We start from the raw sequence: 19,808 nt of genomic DNA on the forward strand, positions 1-19,808 counted from the left end.
AGATTACAGTTGTCTGTCGTCTGTTGTCGGAGGTCAATTATATAATTTTTTTTACTTCGAATTGTATGGCATCTAAAACAATTGAACTTAATTCTGCATTAGTACCACTGGAATATTCGAGGATCAATTTGCTTAATTCTACAGCAGGGGCTTGTGGCGGCAAAGCGGTAGCCAACTGATTGATGATATAAATATTTTGCTCTTTTAAATTGGTTACAGCCTTCCACACTTCGGGGTTTACATAAATTTGCTGTGTGATATTATGTTCGTATTCTTCCCTGATGGATTGTGTTAATCCGGCTTTTAACTCTTCTGCGGTATATCCGGCAGCATGCATTCTTGTTACCAGGTTTTTTAATGTTATCCTGTCTGTCAATAAAGAAAGACGTTCGTAGGCCTGTAAAGGTAAAAGGCTGTTATTTGCCGCAGGTTGTTTGGCTTTCAACTCTCTTCTGATCGTTTTTAATTCCATCAATAGATAAACGATCATGCCAATTATAAATACTATGGCAATACCTGTAACTTCCTGAAAACTAACTTCAAATAAAAGCATAACTGTTTTTTACAAAAATAAGGTTATTAATCGTTTAGAAATAAAGCTGAAGGCAGAAGTTTGAGTTGCGCTATATAGAAGGGGGTAGGCTTTTGTGTGTTAAAATTTCCTGCTTTCGAAAAAGACCGGTAGCAGAATGGCAGTAAATTATTTTACCTTTGCATTATAAATCAAGAGAGTATGGAAACATTAACAGCAACAGTTCCGGTAAGTTTTACTGCCAGTGCAGTAAACGAGATCAAACGTTTGATGAGTGAAGAGGGGTTTGATGTCAAAAATCTTTTACGTGTAGGTGTAAAAGGAGGAGGGTGTAGCGGTATGACCTATGTATTGGGATTTGATGTTCCTACAGAAAAAGACCAGCAATTTGAAATAGAAGGAATACCATGTATTATGGAAAAATCTCATGGTATTTATTTAACCGGGATGGAGGTTGATTGGCAAGGTGGATTAAATTCACGAGGATTTACATTTAATAACCCGAATGCAAGTAAGACTTGCGGATGTGGGACTTCTTTTGCAGTATAATGTAGAGTAAAAATGTATGATATACCGCCTGTAAAATTTTCTTTCAGGCGGTTTTTTATTGCCTTTATTAATGGTTTGAGAGGTGTGGATGGATTGGGTCGGTTGTTAATAATTGTTAATCATATATTCATTAACGAATGGCTAACCAATCGAAATGTTTTTTCCGATTAGCTTCATACTACATTTTTAACCATAAAAAATATAGTCATGAAAAAAGTTTTTATTGCCATGTGCATGTTCTTAGGTTTGGGTAGCATAGCGGTTGCTCAAAAAACACCTGCAGCAGCTAAACCCACCAGTTCAAAACTGGTTAAAGGAGATGCGACGTCTGCTAAAGTGCTTAAAATTAAAAAAACTGAAACGCCTAAAAAGGCTCCCTTGACAAAAGCTGATGGAACTCCGGATATGAGGTTTAAGCAAAACAAGAATCAGGCAGCAGCAGCACCTGTTGGACCCAAGAAAAAGAATGGAACTCCTGACAAGCGTTATAAGGTAAATAAAGAAAAAACAAAAAGTTAAGTATAGGTATAAGGTGGTTTAAAAAAGCTCCGTAATTATTTACGGGGCTTTTTATTTAAATAAAAAACCCGTTAGTTCAACTAACGGGTTTTAAAATATCAGGAATTTTTTTATACGGTTGCAGGGCCTTTATCAGAGCTAAGTATCTCAGCTTCTCCTAAAGGTTTGTCTTTTGCAAAATCAACCAATATCGGCGCTGCCACAAATATCGATGAGTAAGTACCGGTAACAACACCTATCAACATTGCAAACGCAAATCCTCTTGTTACTTCTCCACCAAAGATGAATAAGATCAATAAGGTTAAGAATACAGTCAATGAAGTCATGATTGTACGACTCAAAGTGTCATTTACCGCTCTGTTAATGATATTACCTTTTTCAGATGCTTTAGAACCTTTACTGTATTCACGAATACGGTCAAATACGATCACCGTATCATTCATACTAAACCCGATCACAGTAAGTACCGCAGCAATAAAGTGCTGATCGATCTCTAATGGGAATGGTACAACATTCTTCAAGAAAGAGAATACAGCTAACGTTACAAGAACATCATGTAATAATGCTACGATCGTACCGAAAGAATATCTCCAGTCACGGAACCGAAGCAATATATATATGAAGATGATCACGATAGAAAAAATGGTCGCTTTGATAGCCCCTCTTTTCAGATCTTCAGAGATCGTAGGTTGTACAGTTTGCGAACTTTGTATGTTTGTTTTTATGAAATCTTCATAGCTCACACCCGGTAATACTTTTTTCAATCCTTCATATAGTTTGGTTTGAACTGCTGCATCAGCATTGTCCTGTCCTTTCAGGTATGAAGTAGTAATATTAAGATGTTTGTTATCTCCTACAGTTTTTATAACAGGGAAATCGCCACCGAAAGCGTTTTTCAGATCATCTCTTACATCATCATTTTTTACAGGTTGTGCAAATTGAACAGTATAGCTTCTTCCACCTTTAAATTCCACGCCTTCATGGAAACCATTAAAGTAAGAACCAATACCCAACAATAATACAACGATAGAAATGCCGTAAGCTATCTTTCTGTATTTAATAAAGTTGATACTGGTATGTGTAAATACTTTTTTAGAAATACCAGTGAAGTAATTAAAGTGACGTTGTTTGTTTGTCCAGAAATCAGTGATCAATCTTGAAACTAAAATTCCGCAGAATAATGATAAGGTGATACCTAACATTTGCGTTGTAGCGAAACCAAGTACAGGACCTAAACCAAAAATAAACAATATGGCAGCCGTTAAGAAACTGGTAACGTGAGCATCAATAACCGGAGCTAAAGAGCGTTTGTAACCATCATTAACAGCCTGCGGATAAGATTTACCTTTCGTAAGTTCTTCTTTTATTCTTTCAAAGATAATTACGTTAGTATCTACCGCCATACCGATCGTTAATACTAAACCTGCAATACCTGCAGAAGTTAAAGTAAAGCCCATTGCGGTTAATACACCAACAGTAAACAATACGTTCAATATTAATGCAATGTTTGCAACCCATCCGCCGGTGTTGTAGTAAATAAGCATCAAAGCAAATATTACCGCAAAAGCGATCAGGAATGATTTGGCACCACCGTTTACGGCTTCTTTACCAAGTGTAGGACCTACAACCTGTTCTGCAACGATCTTAGCAGGGGCATCTAATTTACCCGCCTTCAAAATATTCGCAAGATCTTGCGCTTCTTCAATGGTAAAGTTTCCTGAAATTTCACTACTACCACCTTCAATAGGACCATTTACATTTGGAGCAGAATAAACGATATCGTCCAATGCAATAGCAATTGGTCTGTTAACATTGTTGGTAGTTAAACGAGCCCATGTTTTTGATCCCAGATTGGTCATTTGCATTTTGATAGAAGGTCTGCCTCTATCATCAAAACCTTGACCAGCCTCTTCAACACCATCTCCTTCTAACTGTGCCTTATCAGACCCCATAACAGTTTTGATAGCATATAAAGGATAAAAGCGCTGACCGGTTTTTTCTACTTTTTCTTCAACACCTAATAAAAATTTACAATCGCCTGGCAAGTTATTTTTTACTACATCTAAAGCCATGTAACTATTAAAAGTGCCTGTATCTTTCAGTGCTATATTACCAATGGCAGAAGCAAAAATTTGTTTACCTGTTTTATCCTGTTGTGGACTGATCGGATTGATGATCTTCAGAAACGCATTTTTATTGGCATTGATCTTTGCAGAATCAACAACAGATTTTACAGCGGTATCAACAGAGACGCCACTTAAATAATCAGTTACTGCTTTATCTACATTTTCCAGTGAACTTGATAATTCGCCGATATTGTAAACTTCCCAGAATTGTAGGTTAGCAGATGATTGTAAATATTTACGTACTCTTTCTTTATCGGTAACACCGGCCAATTCTACGTTGATGATACCTTTATTTTCATCTAAGTTGATATTAGGTTGTGCTACCCCGAATTTATCGATACGTTTTAATAAGATCTTGTAAGTTTGATTGATAGCACCCTTTGCAGTAGTACGTATCTGATCAGCTACTTTATCATCGTTATCAGTGATTTTTATTTGCTTACCAGCACCTGCAAACAATGAAGCTAGATTAGATGCAGGGTTTTGTTGCTTATACACTTTTGTAAACAAAGAAATGTAATCAACATCGCTGTTTACTTTTTCAGCGTTTGCAGTTTGTATCGCTTTCAATAAAGCTGGATCTTTTGGATTGTTGCTTAAAGATTTCAACAAGCCTTCCAAACTAACCTCTAGGGTTACACTCATACCACCTTGCAGATCCAAACCGAGGTTCAACTCGTTCTCTTTACATTTTTGGTAAGATGATCCAACGATCGGATAGATCTTTTTATCTCTTGTGCTGTCAAGAATGTGTTGCATTCTTCCTTTTACAAGCAGATCTTTTTCTTCGCCTTTGGCATCAGGGAATTGTGATTTTACAATTCTTTCTGCCTGCGTTTTTACTTTATTTTCGTAACTGCGTACTACCCATGTATAAGACAACTCCCATATGGAGATCAGTGTCAAAGCAATCGCAAAAAACCAAACTAAGCCTTTTAGTTTCATAATCAGTGTCTTTTAGAGCTATTTTGTTAATTTTTAGAAGTTTGCAAAGATAGGGGAAAATATATATGAATAAGCTAATTGGTAATAGGCAATTAGCAATAGGCATTTAGTGATTGGCAAATAGCAGGAAAGTCCAAGAGGATCAAGGATTTAACTCGTAAACGATTTTACTCCTTAAACCTTTTAAACGTTTAAACCTTTTCCCTACCTTTGCACTCCGAAAAATCACACATTTAAAACTTAAAAAAGTGTCTAACAACCATTTATTAGCCGACAGAATCAATGCGCTGGAAGAAAGTGCAACCCTAGCCATGAGTAAAAAAAGCCGTGAAATAGCTGCTCAGGGCCATGATGTAATTAACCTTAGTGTAGGAGAGCCTGATTTTAAGACGCCTCCTCACATCTGCGAAGCAGCCAAGAAGGCGATCGATGACGGGTTTCATGCATACACCCCCGTATCCGGTATTCCTGAATTGCGTTCAGCAATCGCTGAAAAATTAAAAAGAGAGAATGGACTTGAATGGAAGGCTGAAAATATAGTAGTGTCAACAGGTGCAAAACATTCGTTGGCAAATGTGATAGAAGTATTGGTGAAAAAAGGAGAAGAAGTGATCATTTTAGGGCCTTACTGGGTAAGCTATGCTGAAATGGTGAAATTGGCGGAAGGTAAAAGCGTGATCCTGGATGGTAGCTTTGAAAATGATTTCAAAGTAACACCTGAGCAGATAGAAGCCGCCATTACTCCAAAAACAAAGATCATTATGTATGCGTCACCGAATAACCCAACGGGGTCGGTGTATAGCGAAAAAGAACTGAGGGCCATTGCAGCGATCGTTGCTAAGCATCCGAATATTTTTGTATTGGCTGATGAAATTTATGAATACATCAATTTCACTCCGGAAGGACATTTTAGTATTGGAAGTGTTCCTGAAATTAAAGACAGGGTAATTACTGTTAATGGTTTCAGTAAAGGTTTTGCAATGACCGGTTGGAGAGTTGGTTTCATTGCTGCTGCAAAATGGATCGCTGATGCAGTAGATAAATTACAAGGACAGGTTACCAGTGGTACTAATAGCATAGCTCAAAAAGCAGCTGCCATTGCTTTTACTAATATGGATGCTCCAAAAATGATGTTGGAAGCGTACAGACGTAGAAGAGACCTGGTAATTACTAAATTAAAAGAAGTGCCTGGTTTTAAAGTACGTGTACCAGACGGAGCGTTCTATGCTTTCCCTGATGTTAGTTCTTATTTTGGCAAAACAGACGGTAAAGTAACCATTAAAAATGCTGATGAATTGTGCTTGTGGTTATTAGAAACAGCTCATATAGCATTGGTAACAGGTAACGCATTTGGTGCACCAAACTGTATTCGTATCAGTACTGCTGCTGCTGATGAAAAATTGGTAGAAGCAATTGAGAGAATGAAAACAGCTTTGGCAACATTGAAGTAATAAAACGTGTATAAAAACAAAGACCGCAGTGCAAAACGCTGCGGTCTTTGTTTTTTGGGGATATGTTAGATATATGATCAGGAACTATCAGTTCGATCTGTGTTCTGACAATAATTCTTCGTGAATTTTTAAAATCTGAGGGATCAATAACTGTTGCTCATCATTGGTAATAACGTAATCGCATAAACGCATCTTAATTTCTTCGTCAATTTGTTTGTTCATTCTTGATAGAACTTCCTCACGGGTTATGTTATCCCGTTGCATGGTTCTTTGTATACGAAGGGGAGTAGGAGCATAGACCCCAATTATTTTATCGAGGTATTCCTGTGAGCCACTTTCAAAAATGATCGCTGCTTCTTTTATTGCGTAAGGAGTAGTTTGCTGATGCATCCAACTTTCAGCATCTTTTATCGTAGCCGGATGAACAAGCGAATTGAGGATAGCTAATTTCTCCGGGTCCTTAAAAACAATAGAGGAGAGGTAGGGGCGGTTTAATTGACCATTGATATAAGATGCTTCGCCAAATTTTTCCCTGATCTGTTGTTTCAGATATGGATCTTCATTCATTAATCGTTTAGAGGCATCATCAGCATAATATACAGGCACACCCAATGCTTCAAATACTTTGGCAACAACGCTTTTGCCACTGCCGATACCGCCTGTGATGCCAATTTTTAACATAAAAAATTTACGATTTGGGATTTGGGATTTGGGATTTACGATTTCCTATTTACTGTTGGCGGTTGATTGAATAAATGCCATTGTAATATAAAAACTTTTCATCTATAATGAAATCGTAAATCGTAAATCCCAAATCGTAAATAAACTATTTTGTTTCCACTACTTTATTGATTGCAGCAGACCACTCTAAACTAATAGTGCTTTTTTCAATTTTGATATAACTGCCAGGGCTTATTTCTAATTGCAGCGTACCATCTTCATTCACCTTGTTAACTGTACCATGTATTCCTGCAATAGTTACCACTTTATCACCTTTCTTCAAATCATTGATGAAAGTCTTTTGTTGTTTTGCTTTTTTAGCTTGCGGACGGATCATAAAAAGCCAGAATACTAAAATCATCAGCCCCATGAAGATCAAAGAAAAACTACTGCTGCTTTTCCCTTGAGGATCAGCCATCAAAAAAATACTAAGTAATTGCATTTTGTTATTTATTAATTGTGTTGAATAAGAAAATTATTTTTTTACTATCACTTCACCTTTTAAAAGCAGTGTAGGAAAATCCGGGTTGGTATTAGCTGTAACGGTAATGGTTTTTTCATTGTGTCCGGTTTTTCCCTGGCTATTGAATACCGCTTTAATAAAACTTATTTCGCCGGGTAAGATCGGCTTTTCTGGTTTTTCTGCTACAGTGCAACCACAACTTGCAGATGTACTGGTGATCACCATTGGTTTGGTGCCTGTGTTCTTAAACCTGAAATTGAATTCTACTTTTTCACCTTCCGTTACTGTACCAAAATTAAATACACTATCTATTAGTTGTACTGATGTAGTGTCTTTCAGTGCGGCTTTCTCCTGCATGGCTGCGTCGTCAGAAATTTTATCATTTCTTTTTACATCACAAGATACTATTACTGATAGCAAAGCGATAACAAAGATACTTCTGTTCATCGTATGGAATTTTTGCAAAGGTATTTTTAAATTTAAAATTGAATGGTATTATAACTTACTGTTTTTAAAACTGATCTTATTGATCTTGCCTTCGGTTGTTAACTCTTTATGTATATTATCAAGAATACCATTGATAAACTGACCACTCTGAGGAGTGCTGTATTCCTTCGCCAGATCTATATATTCGTTGATTGTAACTTTTGTCGGAATGGTTTCAAAGAACAGGAATTCGCAAATGCCCATTTGAATAATGATCAGATCCAGTGCGGCTATACGCTCTGCATCCCAGTTCTTTAATTTGGGTTTAAGCAATTCCATGCTTACTTCCTTTTTCTCAATCGTGGTTTGTAAAAGGTCTCTGGCAAAATCCATTTTGTCTTTACTTACAAAAATGCCAAAATCATATGACTGTGGTTTTTGCAAAAAATTCAACATCAATACATTCATCATCTCTGCATCATCATCCCAGTTAATGAATTGTTCTTCTACATGATTGATAAAGTCTTCATTAGGGAGCATCAGGTTAGAGAAAATAAATTGAAGTATTTCTCTTTCACCTTTTTTGTCTCTTGCCTGAACACTTACATATTCTTTATATTCTTCAGATTCAGCGAGTGCCTGATATGTCTTTTTTAATAATTCGGCGTCTAAAAAATGATGAGGTTTTATTTCATCTGCGGCATTTTTAAAGGAAGGTTCTTCTATGATTTTCCAAAGCAATTCATTGCCGGCAATTTTGGTATTTACATTCAGATCACCGGCGCTGGGCAAATGTTTTGATGCTTTCTGACGGGCATCTTTTTCAGAATAACGGGCTACTTCCGTTAAAAAATACACCAGGTATACAAATAGCTGTCTGCTCTGTTCTACTTGTTTTCTTAAGAGGGTCAATGCATCTTTAACCTGAACATCGTTGCTGATACTGTCTAATGTATACAGGCTTTGCATCACTTTTACCCTGATATTTCTTCTGCTGATCATTTACTAAGAACTTTATTTGAGGCTGCAAAGCTAATGGAAATACTGTTTAATCGATATTTTTATCTTACTTAGATTGATAACCAATAGTTTAAACTATTCTTCTCAATCGTTTTTCAAGTAGAAATATTCTGCTCTTTTTAGGTAAGACAATTTTGCTCTCTGCAGTTTACGATGCATATAATAAATACAGAATTCATTCAGAAACAGTCATTAATGCAGTTTTGGCATTAAGAAAAATGTAAAAAATGACAAATTTTGCTGATAAAACTGCCAACAATACTTTTTAACTCGATTGGTACGAAATTGGAGTACCTTCGCTGCCCGTTATAACGGAAATAATATAAATCAATCAAAAACTAATACAACTATGGCGAAGAAGTTAAGCATTACCCCATTACACGACAGGGTAATTGTAAAAGCTGCTGCTGCAGAAGAAAAGTCTGCCGGCGGTATCATTATCCCTGACACAGCAAAAGAAAAACCTCAACGTGGTACTGTAGTAGCTGCAGGTCCTGGTAAAAAAGACGAACCGGTTACTGTAAAAGCAGGTGATACTGTTTTGTATGGTAAATATGCAGGTACAGAGATCACTATCGAAGGTATTGAGTACCTGATCATGAGAGAGAGTGATATTCTTGCAATCGTTTAATCAATTTGGAGATTTGAAGATTTGAAGATTTGATAATGTTTTAATAGTAATCAGGTCTTTAAATTAGCAAGCTCCGAAATTTCCAAATCACCAAATCACCAAATTTCCAAATCATCAAATTAAATACAATGGCAAAATTAATATACTTCGATATTGAAGCCCGTAACAAAATGAAAAAGGGCGTTGATACTTTAGCAAACGCAGTTAAAGTAACACTTGGACCAAAAGGTCGTAATGTAGTAATAGAAAAAAAATTCGGTTCTCCATCAGTAACTAAAGATGGTGTTACCGTTGCAAAAGAAATTGAACTGGAAGATCCTATTGAAAACATGGGTGCTCAAATGGTAAAAGAAGTTGCATCAAAAACTGCAGATATCGCAGGTGATGGTACAACAACTGCAACTGTATTAGCACAAGCTATTATCGGCGAAGGGTTGAAAATGGTTGCTGCAGGAGCAAATCCAATGGATCTGAAACGTGGTATTGATAAAGCAGTTTCTTTAGTAGTAGAAAATTTAAAAAATCAATCTCAAACTGTTGGTAACGACAGTAAAAAAATACAGCAGGTTGCAACTATCTCTGCTAACAACGACGAAACCATCGGTAAATTGATTGCTGAAGCTTTTGCAAAAGTTGGTAAAGAAGGCGTGATCACTGTTGAAGAAGCAAAAGGTACTGACACAACTGTTGATATCGTAGAAGGTATGCAATTCGATCGTGGATATGTATCTCCATACTTTGTAACCAACAGTGAAAAAATGCAAACTGAATTGCAAAATCCTTATATCTTAATTTATGATAAAAAGATTTCTGCAATGAAAGACATTCTTCATATCCTGGAGAAAGTTGCACAAAGCGGTCGTCCGTTATTAATTATTGCGGAAGATCTGGAAGGAGAAGCATTGGCTACATTAGTGGTGAACAAATTACGTGGTACTATTAAAGTAGCTGCTGTAAAAGCTCCTGGTTTTGGCGACAGAAGAAAAGAAATGCTAACGGATATCGCTATTCTGACTGCAGGTACTGTTATCAGCGAAGAATTAGGACATAAATTAGAAGGAGCTGATCTGACTTCTCTTGGACAAGCTGCTTCAGTAACAATTGATAAAGATAACACAACCATCGTTGGTGGTAAAGGTGCTAAAAAAGATATCCTTGCTCGTGTTAATCAAATCAAAGCACAAGTAGAAAATACAACTTCAGATTACGATAAAGAAAAATTACAAGAACGCCTTGCTAAATTAGCAGGTGGGGTTGCGGTGCTTTACGTAGGTGCTGCTACAGAAGTTGAAATGAAAGAAAAGAAAGACAGAGTAGATGATGCATTACATGCAACAAGAGCTGCTGTTGAAGAAGGTATCGTACCAGGCGGTGGTGTAGCTTACATCCGTGCAGTTGAAAGCCTTGAACCAAAAGTAAAAGGCCAAATTGCAGATGAGCAAACAGGTATGGCAATCGTTCGCCGTGCTTTAGAAGCACCGATCCGGACACTTACTTCTAACGCTGGTATCGATGGTTCGATCGTTGTACAAAAGATCAGAGAAGGCAAAGGAGATTTTGGTTTCAATGCAAGAACTGAAGTGTACGAAAACCTGTTCAAAGCAGGTGTTATCGATCCAACTAAAGTAAGCCGTGTTGCTTTAGAAAATGCAGCAAGCATTGCAGGTATGTTGTTAACTACCGAATGTGTAATTGCCGACAAACCTAAAGATGAAGCTCCTCACATGGGTGGCGGTGCTCCTGATATGGGTGGCATGGGCTACTAATTAATTGATAATTTATAATTGATAATAAAAGTCCCTTCTGCGAAAGCTTGAGGGACTTTTAGATAACGCTTTTCTCTAACAATTAAAATGTATGACTTATGAAAAAAAGATTACAACATTGGTATTGTTACCTGAAAAAAATTGCAGGCTTGCACAAAAATGATTACTGGGATAATAATCCATTTGTAATCCATTAATTATGGCTGCCGTATTTAAATCCCCGTTATGCTTCGTATATCGGGGATTTTTATTTCGATACTTTTTTGCCTTGAAACAAAAAGTAAATACAAAAGTTAAAAAACAGCTAACATCATCTAAATAAAAACATAAAAATCTCCAACACACAAAACATTTAACACAAAAAATTATTACCCCAGCAACCAACACAATACTTTTAGTTTCTTAATAAAACTAAAAATTATGTATCAAAAGCCATCAGCTGCATTCGTCGGCGCATCATGGATCGCTTTAGGCGTGGGTATGTTAGGATTTGTCATTGGTCTTTGGAGGGCTGAAATGGCACTCAATGAAAAAGGGTATTATTTCACCATTTTAATGTTTGGTCTATTTGCTGCTGTTTCTTTACAAAAATGTGTAAGAGACAGATTGGAAGGTATGTTTGTAACAGATATTTATTATGGGTTAAGCTGGTTCGCTACCATACTCTCTATCATTCTGTTAGTAGTAGGTTTATGGAATGCAACATTTTTGCCCAGTGAAAAAGGCTTTTATGCTTTTGCATTTTTACTCAGTATGTTTGGCGCAATCACGGTGCAGAAAAATACAAGAGATAGTCGTGATGTAGTTGAAAATGTAAGAGAGTTGTAAAAATAAAACCCCGTTACTTTCTAGTAACGGGGTTTTATGTAATCATTGTAATATAATTAATGTGTCTTTGTCTCAAAATCAAATTCAGGCGTAGCATCAAAATTTTTAGGGTCATCGCCATAATTGTTGGAAAATCTATCTCCATCGGTAAATAACCATACCAATAAAATAATGGGCCCTACCAATGGAATAAGTCCTATAAAATAATACCATCCACTTTTATTCAGATCGTGTAAACGTCTTACGGTAACTGCCAGGCCTGGAACCAGTGTTGCCAATGCAACTAATCCATAAACAGAAAGGCCTAATATTGATAAGCCGGTGCTTTCGCTGGCGGCGCCTGCAATTCCCATTATGTAAAAAGGAATAATGATCAAAAAATTACATAAAGCAAAATACCAGTATTCTGCTCTTCTGGCCCTGCCGCTGAAATTGGCGTAATTTTTCAGGACAACTTTTTTCCACCAGTCCAGCATGTTGTAGTCAGATTCATGTTTTTCCATGTTGTTAGTTTTTGGTTTGAGTAACAATGATAATAAATTTTATTTATTTTTTTATTCCTTTTTGTAGGTATATATAACGGGGATAAATAATAAGGCAAGGCAATCTGCGGAAAATTTTCAGGAATAATTGTATAACCGGGCAATGTTAACCCTTTCCCAAAAAGATGCCAATAAATTTGGCAAATATAAGTTTGTGGCTATCTTGCCGCCAAATAAAACAAAATGCAAAAATTTTCTACTTTTCTTAATGTGATTCTGTTGGTGGCAGTAGCTGTATTATATTACCTGTATTTTGCTTCGGGCAAAAAAAATGCTTCAGGTAAGGTTGTTGCCGGCGCAGTAAATATAAAAGATACAGGTGCCAGAAAGATACCTGTTGTTGCATATGTTGAGTTGGATTCCTTGAATGCAAATGTGAATTTTATAAAGCAACGCAAAGCCGAACTGGAAGCTGAACAGAAAAGCATTGTAGCTGAGTATGAAGGAGCTTATCAGAATTTAGAGGCTGAAAAAAATAATTTCCTGAAAAGAGGGAATGCCATTACACAACAAGAAGCTCAGGCGTTTCAGGAAAAATTAATGCAAAAACAACAGGATATAGAAGCGGCTAAACAAGCTAAGGGACAACGTTTGGCAGAAAGAGGCGCAAAGATCATGGAAGATATGCAGGCAAAATTGAAAGACTTTTTAAACGAATACAATAAAGAAAAAGGCTATACGTATATTTTAGCTACAGGTACAGGGTTGGATTATATTTTCTACAAAGATTCTACGCTGAATATTACCCCTGAAATTGTAAAAGGCCTCAACGAAAAAATGAATAAGTCAGGCAAGTAATTATTACGGGCAAATTATTTATCTTCATTGCTCTTTCAGCAAATATGCTGTAGGGGTAAAACCATAAATAAACTGCTTATGACTGAACAAACCAATTCATTTAAACCATCGCTAAGTTTATTTGATGCCACAATGATAGTTGCCGGCTCCATGATTGGGTCCGGTATTTTTATAGTTAGTGCGGATATTACCAGGAATGTTGGTAGTGCCGGATGGTTGATCGCAGTTTGGTTGATCACTGGAGTAATGACGCTGATTGCAGCACTCAGTTATGGAGAGCTCAGTGCCATGTTTCCCAGGGCAGGAGGTCAATATGTTTATTTAAAAGAAGCCTACAATCCCCTGATTGGTTTTTTATATGGCTGGAGCTTTTTTGCTGTTATCCAAACAGGCACGATCGCTGCTGTAGGTGTTGCTTTCTCAAAATTCCTGGCCTATATGGTGCCCGAGCTCGGCAATAATTATTTTCTGTTTGATGCAGGTATTACAAAAGTATATTCGGGTCAGTTGGTGGCTATAGTCATCATTGTTTTACTGACCTATGTAAATTCAAGAGGGATCAAAGAGGGGAAGTTCATCCAAACCATTTTTACGTCGGCTAAATTGTTAGCTTTGCTCGGTTTAATAGTCTTTGGCTTTACACTGGTGAAAGATAGTTTTTGGGCAGAGAACTGGAAGACCGGCTTTACAGCCATGCAGGATTTCGGGGTGAAAGACGCAACGGGTACTTTACAGCCTTCTGCCTGGATCGGTATCTCGGGAAGTGCTTTGATGGGGGCGATAGCAGCGGCGATGGTAGGCACTATTTTTAGCAGTGATGCATGGAACAATGTTACGTTCATTGCCGGAGAGATCAAAAATCCAAAAAGAAACATCGGACTAAGTTTGTTTTTGGGAACGTTGATCGTAACTGGTATTTATGTGGCTGCTAACCTGATGTATTTAAATGTAATGCCATTACATGAACTGGCATTTCCAACAGATGATAGAGTGGCAGTAGCAGCGGCCAATAAGATCTTTCCTGCGTTTGGAACAACTTTGATCGCATTGCTGATCATGGTCTCTACATTTGGTTGTAACAATGGATTGATATTAGCCGGTGCAAGAGTATATTATACAATGGCACAGGATGGACTGTTCTTTAAAAATGCTGCAGTACTGAATAAAAACAATGTTCCTCAATGGGCTTTATGGGCACAGTGTTTGGTTGCTTGTATTTTATGCCTGAGTGGTAAATATGGTGATCTGCTGGATATGATCTCTTTTGTGGTGGTAATTTTTTATGTACTGACCATCGCAGGTATTTTTATTTTACGTAGAAAAATGCCTGATGCTGAAAGACCATACAAAGCATTTGGTTATCCGGTATTGCCATTGTTGTACATTCTGATGGGGATTGCGTTTTGTTCACTATTGGTAGTGTTTAAACCACAATACACCTGGCCGGGATTAATTATTGTGCTGATCGGTATTCCGATCTATTATATTGCGGTTAGTAAAAAAAAATGAGATAAAATTTATGATAGGGTCGGAAAATAAAAAGCCGTTTAAAATACTATTGATTGGTGATAATTGCATCGATGAGTATGTATACGGTATTTGCTCACGCCTGAATCCGGAGGCACCAGTGCCTGTGTTGGATTATACCAGAACAGAAACAAAGCCGGGAATGGCTGCCAACGTTTTTGAAAATCTGAAAACTTTTAAAGTAGACGTAGAGTTTATCACCAATAAGGAAAAAATCATCAAAACAAGATTTGTAGATGATAAATACAATCATCAGATATTACGTGTAGACAGGCATGAGGTTTTAACTCCACTTACACAGGCAGTGTTTGATACAAGTTTTGATGCAATTGTTATTTCAGATTACAACAAAGGGTTTATTTCAGAAAGTAAATTATTTGAGATCGTAGACCAGGCGCATTGCCCGGTGTTTATCGATACTAAAAAAAGAGTTATTCCTGATAAGCCAAACTGCTACATCAAGATCAATGAATCTGAATACAATTCACTGGATAATCCTCCGGTTAACACAATAGCTACATTGGGTGATAAAGGTGCTATGTACCAGGGTAAAATATATCCTACTGATAAAGTGACAGTATTTGATGTAGTGGGTGCAGGAGATACCTTTCTTGCAGCACTGACTTATTTTTATCTGTTGCTGGGAAGTATTGAAAAAGCGATACCTTATGCAAATAAAGCTGCGGCCATTGTGGTGCAGCATATCGGTACTTATGTGTTAACTGAAGAAGATGTGGCCTCTATTATAAAAGATTGATGAATATATAAATCAGAAAAGTATACATGAACAAAGAAGATATAATAGTAGTTACCGGAGCTGCAGGATTTATCGGCAGTTGCATGGTAAGCTATTTAAATCATCAGGGGTATGAGAACCTGATATTGGTGGATGAGTTTGAAGAAGAAGAAAAAATGCTGAACCTGAGAGGGAAAAAGTTTACATGCAGGGTAGAAAGAGAAGTTTTTTTTGAATGGTATGATAAAGAAAAGATCAACGCTCATTTTATTTTTCATTTAGGAGCCCGTACTGATACAACAGAATTTGATTATGCAATACATCAACATTTGAATGTTGAGTATTCTCAAAAAATATGGAACCTGTGCTGCAGTAAAAATATTCCATTAGTATATGCTTCTTCCGCTGCAACCTATGGCGATGGAGCGTTGGGATATAATGATGATCATACTGTAGTTGATCAATTGCAACCCCTTAATCCTTACGGTGTTTCAAAAAATGAATTTGACAAATGGGCCCTGCGCCAGGCTCAGGATGGCAAAAATTGTCCTCCGTTTTGGGCCGGACTTAAATTTTTTAATGTGTATGGCCCCAATGAGTATCACAAAGCAAGAATGGCCAGTGTGATATTTCATTCATTCAATCAGATCAAACAGAATGGCCAGGTAAAATTATTTCGTTCGCATAAAGAAGGCTTTAAAGACGGAGAGCAATTGAGAGATTTCATTTATGTAAAAGATGTGATTGCGGTTTGTTATTGGCTGATGCAACACCAACCTGCATCTGCTTTATATAATCTCGGCACCGGAAAAGCCCGTTCATTCAAAGACCTTGTTGCAGCTACTTTTTCCGGGCTCGACCTGGAAACAAAGATCGAGTATATCGATATGCCCGAAGATATCCGTGATAAGTATCAGTACTTTACTGAAGCCAATATGAATAAACTACAGGCTGCAGGATATACTAATAAATTTTATTCATTGGAAGAAGGAGTGGAGGATTATGTAAGAAATTATCTCAGTAAACAGGCTTTCTATTGATATTATGGCAAAATTTTTAATTATTCGTTTTTCTTCTATCGGAGATATAGTACTGACCACACCTATTGTCAGGTGTTTGCATAAGCAACTGCCTGATGCTGCCATACATTTTCTTACCAAAGAATCATTTAAGGATATCGTTGCTAATAATCCGCATATCAATAAAGTGCATACATTAGGTGATGATTTTGAAGCAATGCTGGCAGAGCTAAAAGCAGAGGAGTTTGATTATATCATCGATCTGCATCATAACCTGCGGACATTAAGGGTGAAGAATTTTTTAAAGAAAGTAAAATCTTTTTCTTTCAATAAATTGAATGTAGAAAAATTCATCTACACCAATTTTAAAATAAATACACTTCCCAAGAAACATATTGTTGACCGGAATTTTGAAACGTTGCGATCACTCAACATCATCAATGATGGTTTTGGGTTGGATTATTTTGTACCTGAAAAAGATATCGTACCAAAAAATGATATTCCTGCGGCGCACTCTGCTGGCTATATAGGCATTGTTATCGGAGCGGCACTGGCCACCAAGCAACTGCCTGTACATAAATTAAAAGAACTGTGTGAGCGGATCGATCATCCGGTTATTTTATTAGGAGGTAAAGAAGACAGGGCAGCCGGAGACCTGATAGCAGCTGTTGATGAAATGAAAATTTATAATGCCTGCGGAAAATTCAATCTGAATGAATCGGCAGACCTGGTTCGCAATGCCAAGCTGATCATATCGCATGATACAGGCCTGATGCATATAGCAGCCGCATTTCAAAAACCTATTATTTCTGTTTGGGGTAACACGGTTCCGGCTTTTGGCATGTATCCTTATTATGGCGCAAAGTCTTCTCAACAATATGCTGTAGTAGAAGTACATAAATTATGGTGCAGACCATGCAGTAAAATAGGATATGATAAATGCCCTCGCGGACATTTTAAATGCATGGAAAAGATCAGCATCGATGAGATACTTACCCTGACCAAACAATACCTTAGCCGATAGGTATTAAAATTTCTCCTTTTCACTTTAAAAAAAAATGCAGCGATAAGTATACATTTGTGATATGAAAAAAGTAGCAGTAATAGTAGCTGGCGGAGCCGGAGTTAGAATGAATACCAGTTTACCTAAACAATTTCTTTTGTTAGAAGGTAAGCCTGTTTTGTATTATACCATCAATACTTTTTTAAAAGCATATGATGACATGAACATAATCCTTGTTTTGCCCGAAGAGTATATCGGTGCCGGGCAGGAGATCATTGATGCTTATTTCGATTATGGCCGCATTCAGATCACAGCTGGGGGTGGCACAAGATTTCATTCTGTGCAGAATGGATTGAAATTGGTTGAAGAAGAATCGGTTGTTTTTGTGCATGATGGGGTACGTTGTTTATTAAGCACCGATCTGATCCATAGATGCTATGAGGCTGCGGTGGAATTTGGATCGGCTATTCCTGTAATTGATTCGAGAGATAGTGTAAGGATATTGAAAGAGGATGACAATGAGGCCATAGACAGAAACATTGTTAAGTTGGTACAAACTCCTCAGACCTTTCATAGCAAAATATTACTGCCGGCATTTACAATAGATCATAAAGAGAAATTTACAGATGAAGCCACAGTGGTAGAAGCTTTCGGATTAAAAGTCCATCTGGTGGAAGGGGAGGTGAACAACATCAAGATCACTCAACCAATGGATCTGTTGATCGCAGAGAAAATAATGTCTCCCGAATAAAACAATCCATACTAAACTGTAAAAAACTTAACTTCGTTATAATACCTAATCTAAAATAAACCAACATGCAAACTGTTAGAAATATCATTGAGTCGAAACAAAAAACATTCAATTTTATAGATGCCGATGCGTTGGTCATTGAAGCACTAACATTGATGCAATCGGTGAATTTAAGTTATGTGGTGGTAATGAAGAATGAGGAATACAGGGGTATTTTCAGTGAAAAGGAATATGCAAGAAATGTTATCTTAAAAGGAGGGTCCAGTACTACCACTAAAGTTGGCGAAGTAATGGCCACTAATGTACCTGTTGTTGATTACACGGATTCTGTAGAACATTGTATGCAGATATTGAGCTCACACAAAGCAAGATATTTGTTGGCATTTGATGGTCAGCATTTTGCCGGAGTGATCACGATCAATGATCTGTTGCGTCAGTTACTGATGAATAGAGATGAAGTGTTTGATCGTAAGATAACCGAAGACCTGTTGGACTCTAACGAAAATGATCTGATCTTTTAATTATTTCTTCAGCCATTTAGCCCAAAAGGGAAGTCTGTTCAATTTTAATCCGGCGTATTTTTCTTCCGCAGCACCAAAGCCGCTGTAGAAAAAAGCCACTTTCTCTATATCGCTTCCTTCGAAGTCGAGCAGGATGTTTTTGCCTGCATTGTCTTTTATGAATGCATTGATCACTGCATGTGAAGCGCCGATAGTTTTACCATTTGGATGATTGCCCACCAGAATATAATACGCCCTGTTGTGTGAAAAGAAGAAAGCACAGGAAGCTACCAACTCATGATTGCCCAGGTAGGCGCCATAGGTTATTGCTTTGCCCTGAGCGGCCAAATAAGTATATAGTTTTTTAAATCTATCAAATGCATCATTCGTAACAGGAGAAAAGTTTTTCGCCTGCATTTTGGCTAACGCTATCACCTCATCGATGTGTATATTCTTTTGCACCTCACATCTTACACTCTCAGATTTTCTTATGTTTCGTTTGATGTTATCACGAAATGCTGCAAAGATGTTTTCGTAAGTGTTGTGTAAGGGCAGTACAAGATTCTTTCTCTGGTATAAATTAAAATCAGGTAAAGAAAAATAGTTGCCATGATTCAGATAGATATCCCAGAATTTGAATTTCTTCGGTATGGCATGTAAGAAATCGTTGACCAATGCAGCAGAAAGGTTATTGCCAAAAACACCCAATGCCGCACAAAAAAAAGGCTGGTATAAATAATGAATGGTGTATTTTTTATTCCAGGGTAAAGGCATTACGGCTTCGTAATCATTCAATACCAGTGCATCCCAATGCTTCGACATTGCATCAAGGTAATGCGCATACGCATATATATTGCCATTCTCTACTGTGGAAATACAGTTGTCCCATTTTTGTTTATCAATGTCATCTTGTACTATGTATTGAATGGGCATTAATTGGTGTATAGTTTATTTGC

General features: G+C 37.2%; 21 protein-coding genes. 13 read left to right on the forward strand and 8 right to left on the reverse strand.

Features of this window, described 5'->3' with window-relative positions; genetic code table 11:
- Positions 1-37: 37 nt before the first annotated feature.
- Positions 38-553 (reverse strand): DUF7935 family protein, encoded by a 516-nt coding sequence (locus LK994_RS09110; RefSeq protein ID WP_229759767.1) that lies wholly within the window; start codon positions 551-553, stop codon positions 38-40.
- A gap of 180 nt (positions 554-733) precedes the next feature.
- Here LK994_RS09110 and LK994_RS09115 point away from each other — a divergent pair, with 180 nt between their 5' ends.
- On the forward strand, positions 734-1,081 hold the full coding sequence (locus LK994_RS09115) for a HesB/IscA family protein (RefSeq protein ID WP_229759768.1): 348 nt from the start codon (positions 734-736) through the stop codon (positions 1,079-1,081).
- A 207-nt stretch (positions 1,082-1,288) separates the two neighbouring features.
- The gene (locus LK994_RS09120; RefSeq protein WP_229759769.1) at positions 1,289-1,600 is read left to right on the forward strand and encodes a hypothetical protein; all 312 of its coding nucleotides are present in this window, start codon (positions 1,289-1,291) and stop codon (positions 1,598-1,600) included.
- A 110-nt stretch (positions 1,601-1,710) separates the two neighbouring features.
- Here LK994_RS09120 and secDF read toward each other — a convergent pair whose 3' ends face one another.
- Positions 1,711-4,671, reverse strand: coding sequence for a protein translocase subunit SecDF (gene secDF, locus LK994_RS09125; protein ID WP_229759770.1), 2,961 nt, complete (start codon positions 4,669-4,671; stop codon positions 1,711-1,713).
- Between the two features lie 248 nt (positions 4,672-4,919).
- Here secDF and LK994_RS09130 point away from each other — a divergent pair, with 248 nt between their 5' ends.
- Positions 4,920-6,122, forward strand: coding sequence for a pyridoxal phosphate-dependent aminotransferase (locus LK994_RS09130; protein ID WP_229759771.1), 1,203 nt, complete (start codon positions 4,920-4,922; stop codon positions 6,120-6,122).
- Between the two features lie 87 nt (positions 6,123-6,209).
- Here LK994_RS09130 and coaE read toward each other — a convergent pair whose 3' ends face one another.
- The 4 genes from coaE to nusB all read right to left on the reverse strand — a co-directional run bounded on the left by coaE (position 6,210) and on the right by nusB (position 8,733).
- On the reverse strand, positions 6,210-6,803 hold the full coding sequence (gene coaE, locus LK994_RS09135) for a dephospho-CoA kinase (RefSeq protein WP_229759772.1): 594 nt from the start codon (positions 6,801-6,803) through the stop codon (positions 6,210-6,212).
- A gap of 145 nt (positions 6,804-6,948) precedes the next feature.
- Positions 6,949-7,284, reverse strand: a complete 336-nt coding sequence (yajC, locus tag LK994_RS09140; RefSeq protein ID WP_229759773.1) for a preprotein translocase subunit YajC — start codon at positions 7,282-7,284, stop codon at positions 6,949-6,951.
- A gap of 33 nt (positions 7,285-7,317) precedes the next feature.
- Entirely contained in the window at positions 7,318-7,752 is a 435-nt protein-coding gene (locus LK994_RS09145; protein WP_229759774.1) for a DUF1573 domain-containing protein, read from the reverse strand.
- 48 nt (positions 7,753-7,800) lie between these two features.
- Positions 7,801-8,733, reverse strand: a complete 933-nt coding sequence (gene nusB, locus LK994_RS09150) for a transcription antitermination factor NusB (protein ID WP_229759775.1) — start codon at positions 8,731-8,733, stop codon at positions 7,801-7,803.
- 367 nt (positions 8,734-9,100) lie between these two features.
- On the opposite strand from nusB, the gene LK994_RS09155 reads away from it, so the two are divergent.
- The 3 genes from LK994_RS09155 to yiaA all read left to right on the forward strand — a co-directional run bounded on the left by LK994_RS09155 (position 9,101) and on the right by yiaA (position 11,976).
- A complete protein-coding gene (locus tag LK994_RS09155) occupies positions 9,101-9,382 on the forward strand; it encodes a co-chaperone GroES (protein ID WP_229759776.1) in 282 nt (93 codons plus the stop codon).
- A 128-nt stretch (positions 9,383-9,510) separates the two neighbouring features.
- The gene (groL, locus tag LK994_RS09160) at positions 9,511-11,148 is read left to right on the forward strand and encodes a chaperonin GroEL (protein ID WP_229759777.1); all 1,638 of its coding nucleotides are present in this window, start codon (positions 9,511-9,513) and stop codon (positions 11,146-11,148) included.
- 420 nt (positions 11,149-11,568) lie between these two features.
- Positions 11,569-11,976 carry an inner membrane protein YiaA gene (gene yiaA / locus LK994_RS09165; RefSeq protein WP_229759778.1) on the forward strand — a complete coding sequence of 136 codons (408 nt, stop codon included), beginning with the start codon at positions 11,569-11,571 and terminating at the stop codon, positions 11,974-11,976.
- Positions 11,977-12,032: 56 nt separating this feature from the next.
- Here the strand turns inward: yiaA and LK994_RS09170 are convergent, their stop codons facing one another.
- Entirely contained in the window at positions 12,033-12,479 is a 447-nt protein-coding gene (locus LK994_RS09170) for a DUF805 domain-containing protein (RefSeq protein ID WP_229759779.1), read from the reverse strand.
- A gap of 222 nt (positions 12,480-12,701) precedes the next feature.
- Here LK994_RS09170 and LK994_RS09175 point away from each other — a divergent pair, with 222 nt between their 5' ends.
- The 7 genes from LK994_RS09175 (at position 12,702) to LK994_RS09205 (ending at position 18,873) form a co-directional block, all read left to right on the forward strand.
- The gene (locus LK994_RS09175) at positions 12,702-13,316 is read left to right on the forward strand and encodes an OmpH family outer membrane protein (RefSeq protein ID WP_229759780.1); all 615 of its coding nucleotides are present in this window, start codon (positions 12,702-12,704) and stop codon (positions 13,314-13,316) included.
- Between the two features lie 78 nt (positions 13,317-13,394).
- Positions 13,395-14,825: an APC family permease gene (locus tag LK994_RS09180; protein ID WP_229759781.1), complete on the forward strand. Its 1,431-nt coding sequence runs from the start codon at positions 13,395-13,397 to the stop codon at positions 14,823-14,825.
- A 10-nt stretch (positions 14,826-14,835) separates the two neighbouring features.
- Complete coding sequence (locus tag LK994_RS09185; protein WP_229759782.1) at positions 14,836-15,600, forward strand: bifunctional heptose 7-phosphate kinase/heptose 1-phosphate adenyltransferase; 765 nt, start codon at positions 14,836-14,838, stop codon at positions 15,598-15,600.
- A gap of 26 nt (positions 15,601-15,626) precedes the next feature.
- Entirely contained in the window at positions 15,627-16,619 is a 993-nt protein-coding gene (rfaD, locus tag LK994_RS09190; protein ID WP_229759783.1) for an ADP-glyceromanno-heptose 6-epimerase, read from the forward strand.
- A gap of 4 nt (positions 16,620-16,623) precedes the next feature.
- The gene (locus LK994_RS09195) at positions 16,624-17,622 is read left to right on the forward strand and encodes a glycosyltransferase family 9 protein (RefSeq protein WP_229759784.1); all 999 of its coding nucleotides are present in this window, start codon (positions 16,624-16,626) and stop codon (positions 17,620-17,622) included.
- 61 nt (positions 17,623-17,683) lie between these two features.
- Positions 17,684-18,352: a 2-C-methyl-D-erythritol 4-phosphate cytidylyltransferase gene (locus tag LK994_RS09200; protein WP_229759785.1), complete on the forward strand. Its 669-nt coding sequence runs from the start codon at positions 17,684-17,686 to the stop codon at positions 18,350-18,352.
- Between the two features lie 65 nt (positions 18,353-18,417).
- Positions 18,418-18,873 carry a CBS domain-containing protein gene (locus LK994_RS09205; protein ID WP_229759786.1) on the forward strand — a complete coding sequence of 152 codons (456 nt, stop codon included), beginning with the start codon at positions 18,418-18,420 and terminating at the stop codon, positions 18,871-18,873.
- On the opposite strand, the gene LK994_RS09210 is transcribed toward LK994_RS09205, so the two are convergent.
- On the reverse strand, positions 18,874-19,785 hold the full coding sequence (locus tag LK994_RS09210; RefSeq protein WP_229759787.1) for a hypothetical protein: 912 nt from the start codon (positions 19,783-19,785) through the stop codon (positions 18,874-18,876). It abuts the gene before it with no gap.
- Between the last annotated feature and the right edge of the window lie 23 nt (positions 19,786-19,808).

Origin of the sequence: Ferruginibacter lapsinanis (assembly GCF_020783315.1) — a bacterium.
GTDB lineage: Bacteria > Bacteroidota > Bacteroidia > Chitinophagales > Chitinophagaceae > Ferruginibacter > Ferruginibacter lapsinanis.

Excerpts from the sequence above, each read along its gene's own strand:
- LK994_RS09110 (WP_229759767.1), bottom strand. The coding sequence starts at position 553 with ATGCTTTTATTTGAAGTTAGTTTTCAGGAAGTTACAGGTATTGCCATA.
- LK994_RS09115 (WP_229759768.1), top strand. The coding sequence starts at position 734 with ATGGAAACATTAACAGCAACAGTTCCGGTAAGTTTTACTGCCAGTGCA.
- LK994_RS09120 (WP_229759769.1), top strand. The coding sequence starts at position 1,289 with ATGAAAAAAGTTTTTATTGCCATGTGCATGTTCTTAGGTTTGGGTAGC.
- secDF (WP_229759770.1), bottom strand. The coding sequence starts at position 4,671 with ATGAAACTAAAAGGCTTAGTTTGGTTTTTTGCGATTGCTTTGACACTG.
- coaE (WP_229759772.1), bottom strand. The coding sequence starts at position 6,803 with ATGTTAAAAATTGGCATCACAGGCGGTATCGGCAGTGGCAAAAGCGTT.
- yajC (WP_229759773.1), bottom strand. The coding sequence starts at position 7,284 with ATGCAATTACTTAGTATTTTTTTGATGGCTGATCCTCAAGGGAAAAGC.
- LK994_RS09145 (WP_229759774.1), bottom strand. The coding sequence starts at position 7,752 with ATGAACAGAAGTATCTTTGTTATCGCTTTGCTATCAGTAATAGTATCT.
- nusB (WP_229759775.1), bottom strand. The coding sequence starts at position 8,733 with ATGATCAGCAGAAGAAATATCAGGGTAAAAGTGATGCAAAGCCTGTAT.
- LK994_RS09155 (WP_229759776.1), top strand. The coding sequence starts at position 9,101 with ATGGCGAAGAAGTTAAGCATTACCCCATTACACGACAGGGTAATTGTA.
- groL (WP_229759777.1), top strand. The coding sequence starts at position 9,511 with ATGGCAAAATTAATATACTTCGATATTGAAGCCCGTAACAAAATGAAA.
- yiaA (WP_229759778.1), top strand. The coding sequence starts at position 11,569 with ATGTATCAAAAGCCATCAGCTGCATTCGTCGGCGCATCATGGATCGCT.
- LK994_RS09170 (WP_229759779.1), bottom strand. The coding sequence starts at position 12,479 with ATGGAAAAACATGAATCTGACTACAACATGCTGGACTGGTGGAAAAAA.
- LK994_RS09175 (WP_229759780.1), top strand. The coding sequence starts at position 12,702 with ATGCAAAAATTTTCTACTTTTCTTAATGTGATTCTGTTGGTGGCAGTA.
- LK994_RS09180 (WP_229759781.1), top strand. The coding sequence starts at position 13,395 with ATGACTGAACAAACCAATTCATTTAAACCATCGCTAAGTTTATTTGAT.
- LK994_RS09185 (WP_229759782.1), top strand. The coding sequence starts at position 14,836 with ATGATAGGGTCGGAAAATAAAAAGCCGTTTAAAATACTATTGATTGGT.
- rfaD (WP_229759783.1), top strand. The coding sequence starts at position 15,627 with ATGAACAAAGAAGATATAATAGTAGTTACCGGAGCTGCAGGATTTATC.
- LK994_RS09195 (WP_229759784.1), top strand. The coding sequence starts at position 16,624 with ATGGCAAAATTTTTAATTATTCGTTTTTCTTCTATCGGAGATATAGTA.
- LK994_RS09200 (WP_229759785.1), top strand. The coding sequence starts at position 17,684 with ATGAAAAAAGTAGCAGTAATAGTAGCTGGCGGAGCCGGAGTTAGAATG.
- LK994_RS09205 (WP_229759786.1), top strand. The coding sequence starts at position 18,418 with ATGCAAACTGTTAGAAATATCATTGAGTCGAAACAAAAAACATTCAAT.
- LK994_RS09210 (WP_229759787.1), bottom strand. The coding sequence starts at position 19,785 with ATGCCCATTCAATACATAGTACAAGATGACATTGATAAACAAAAATGG.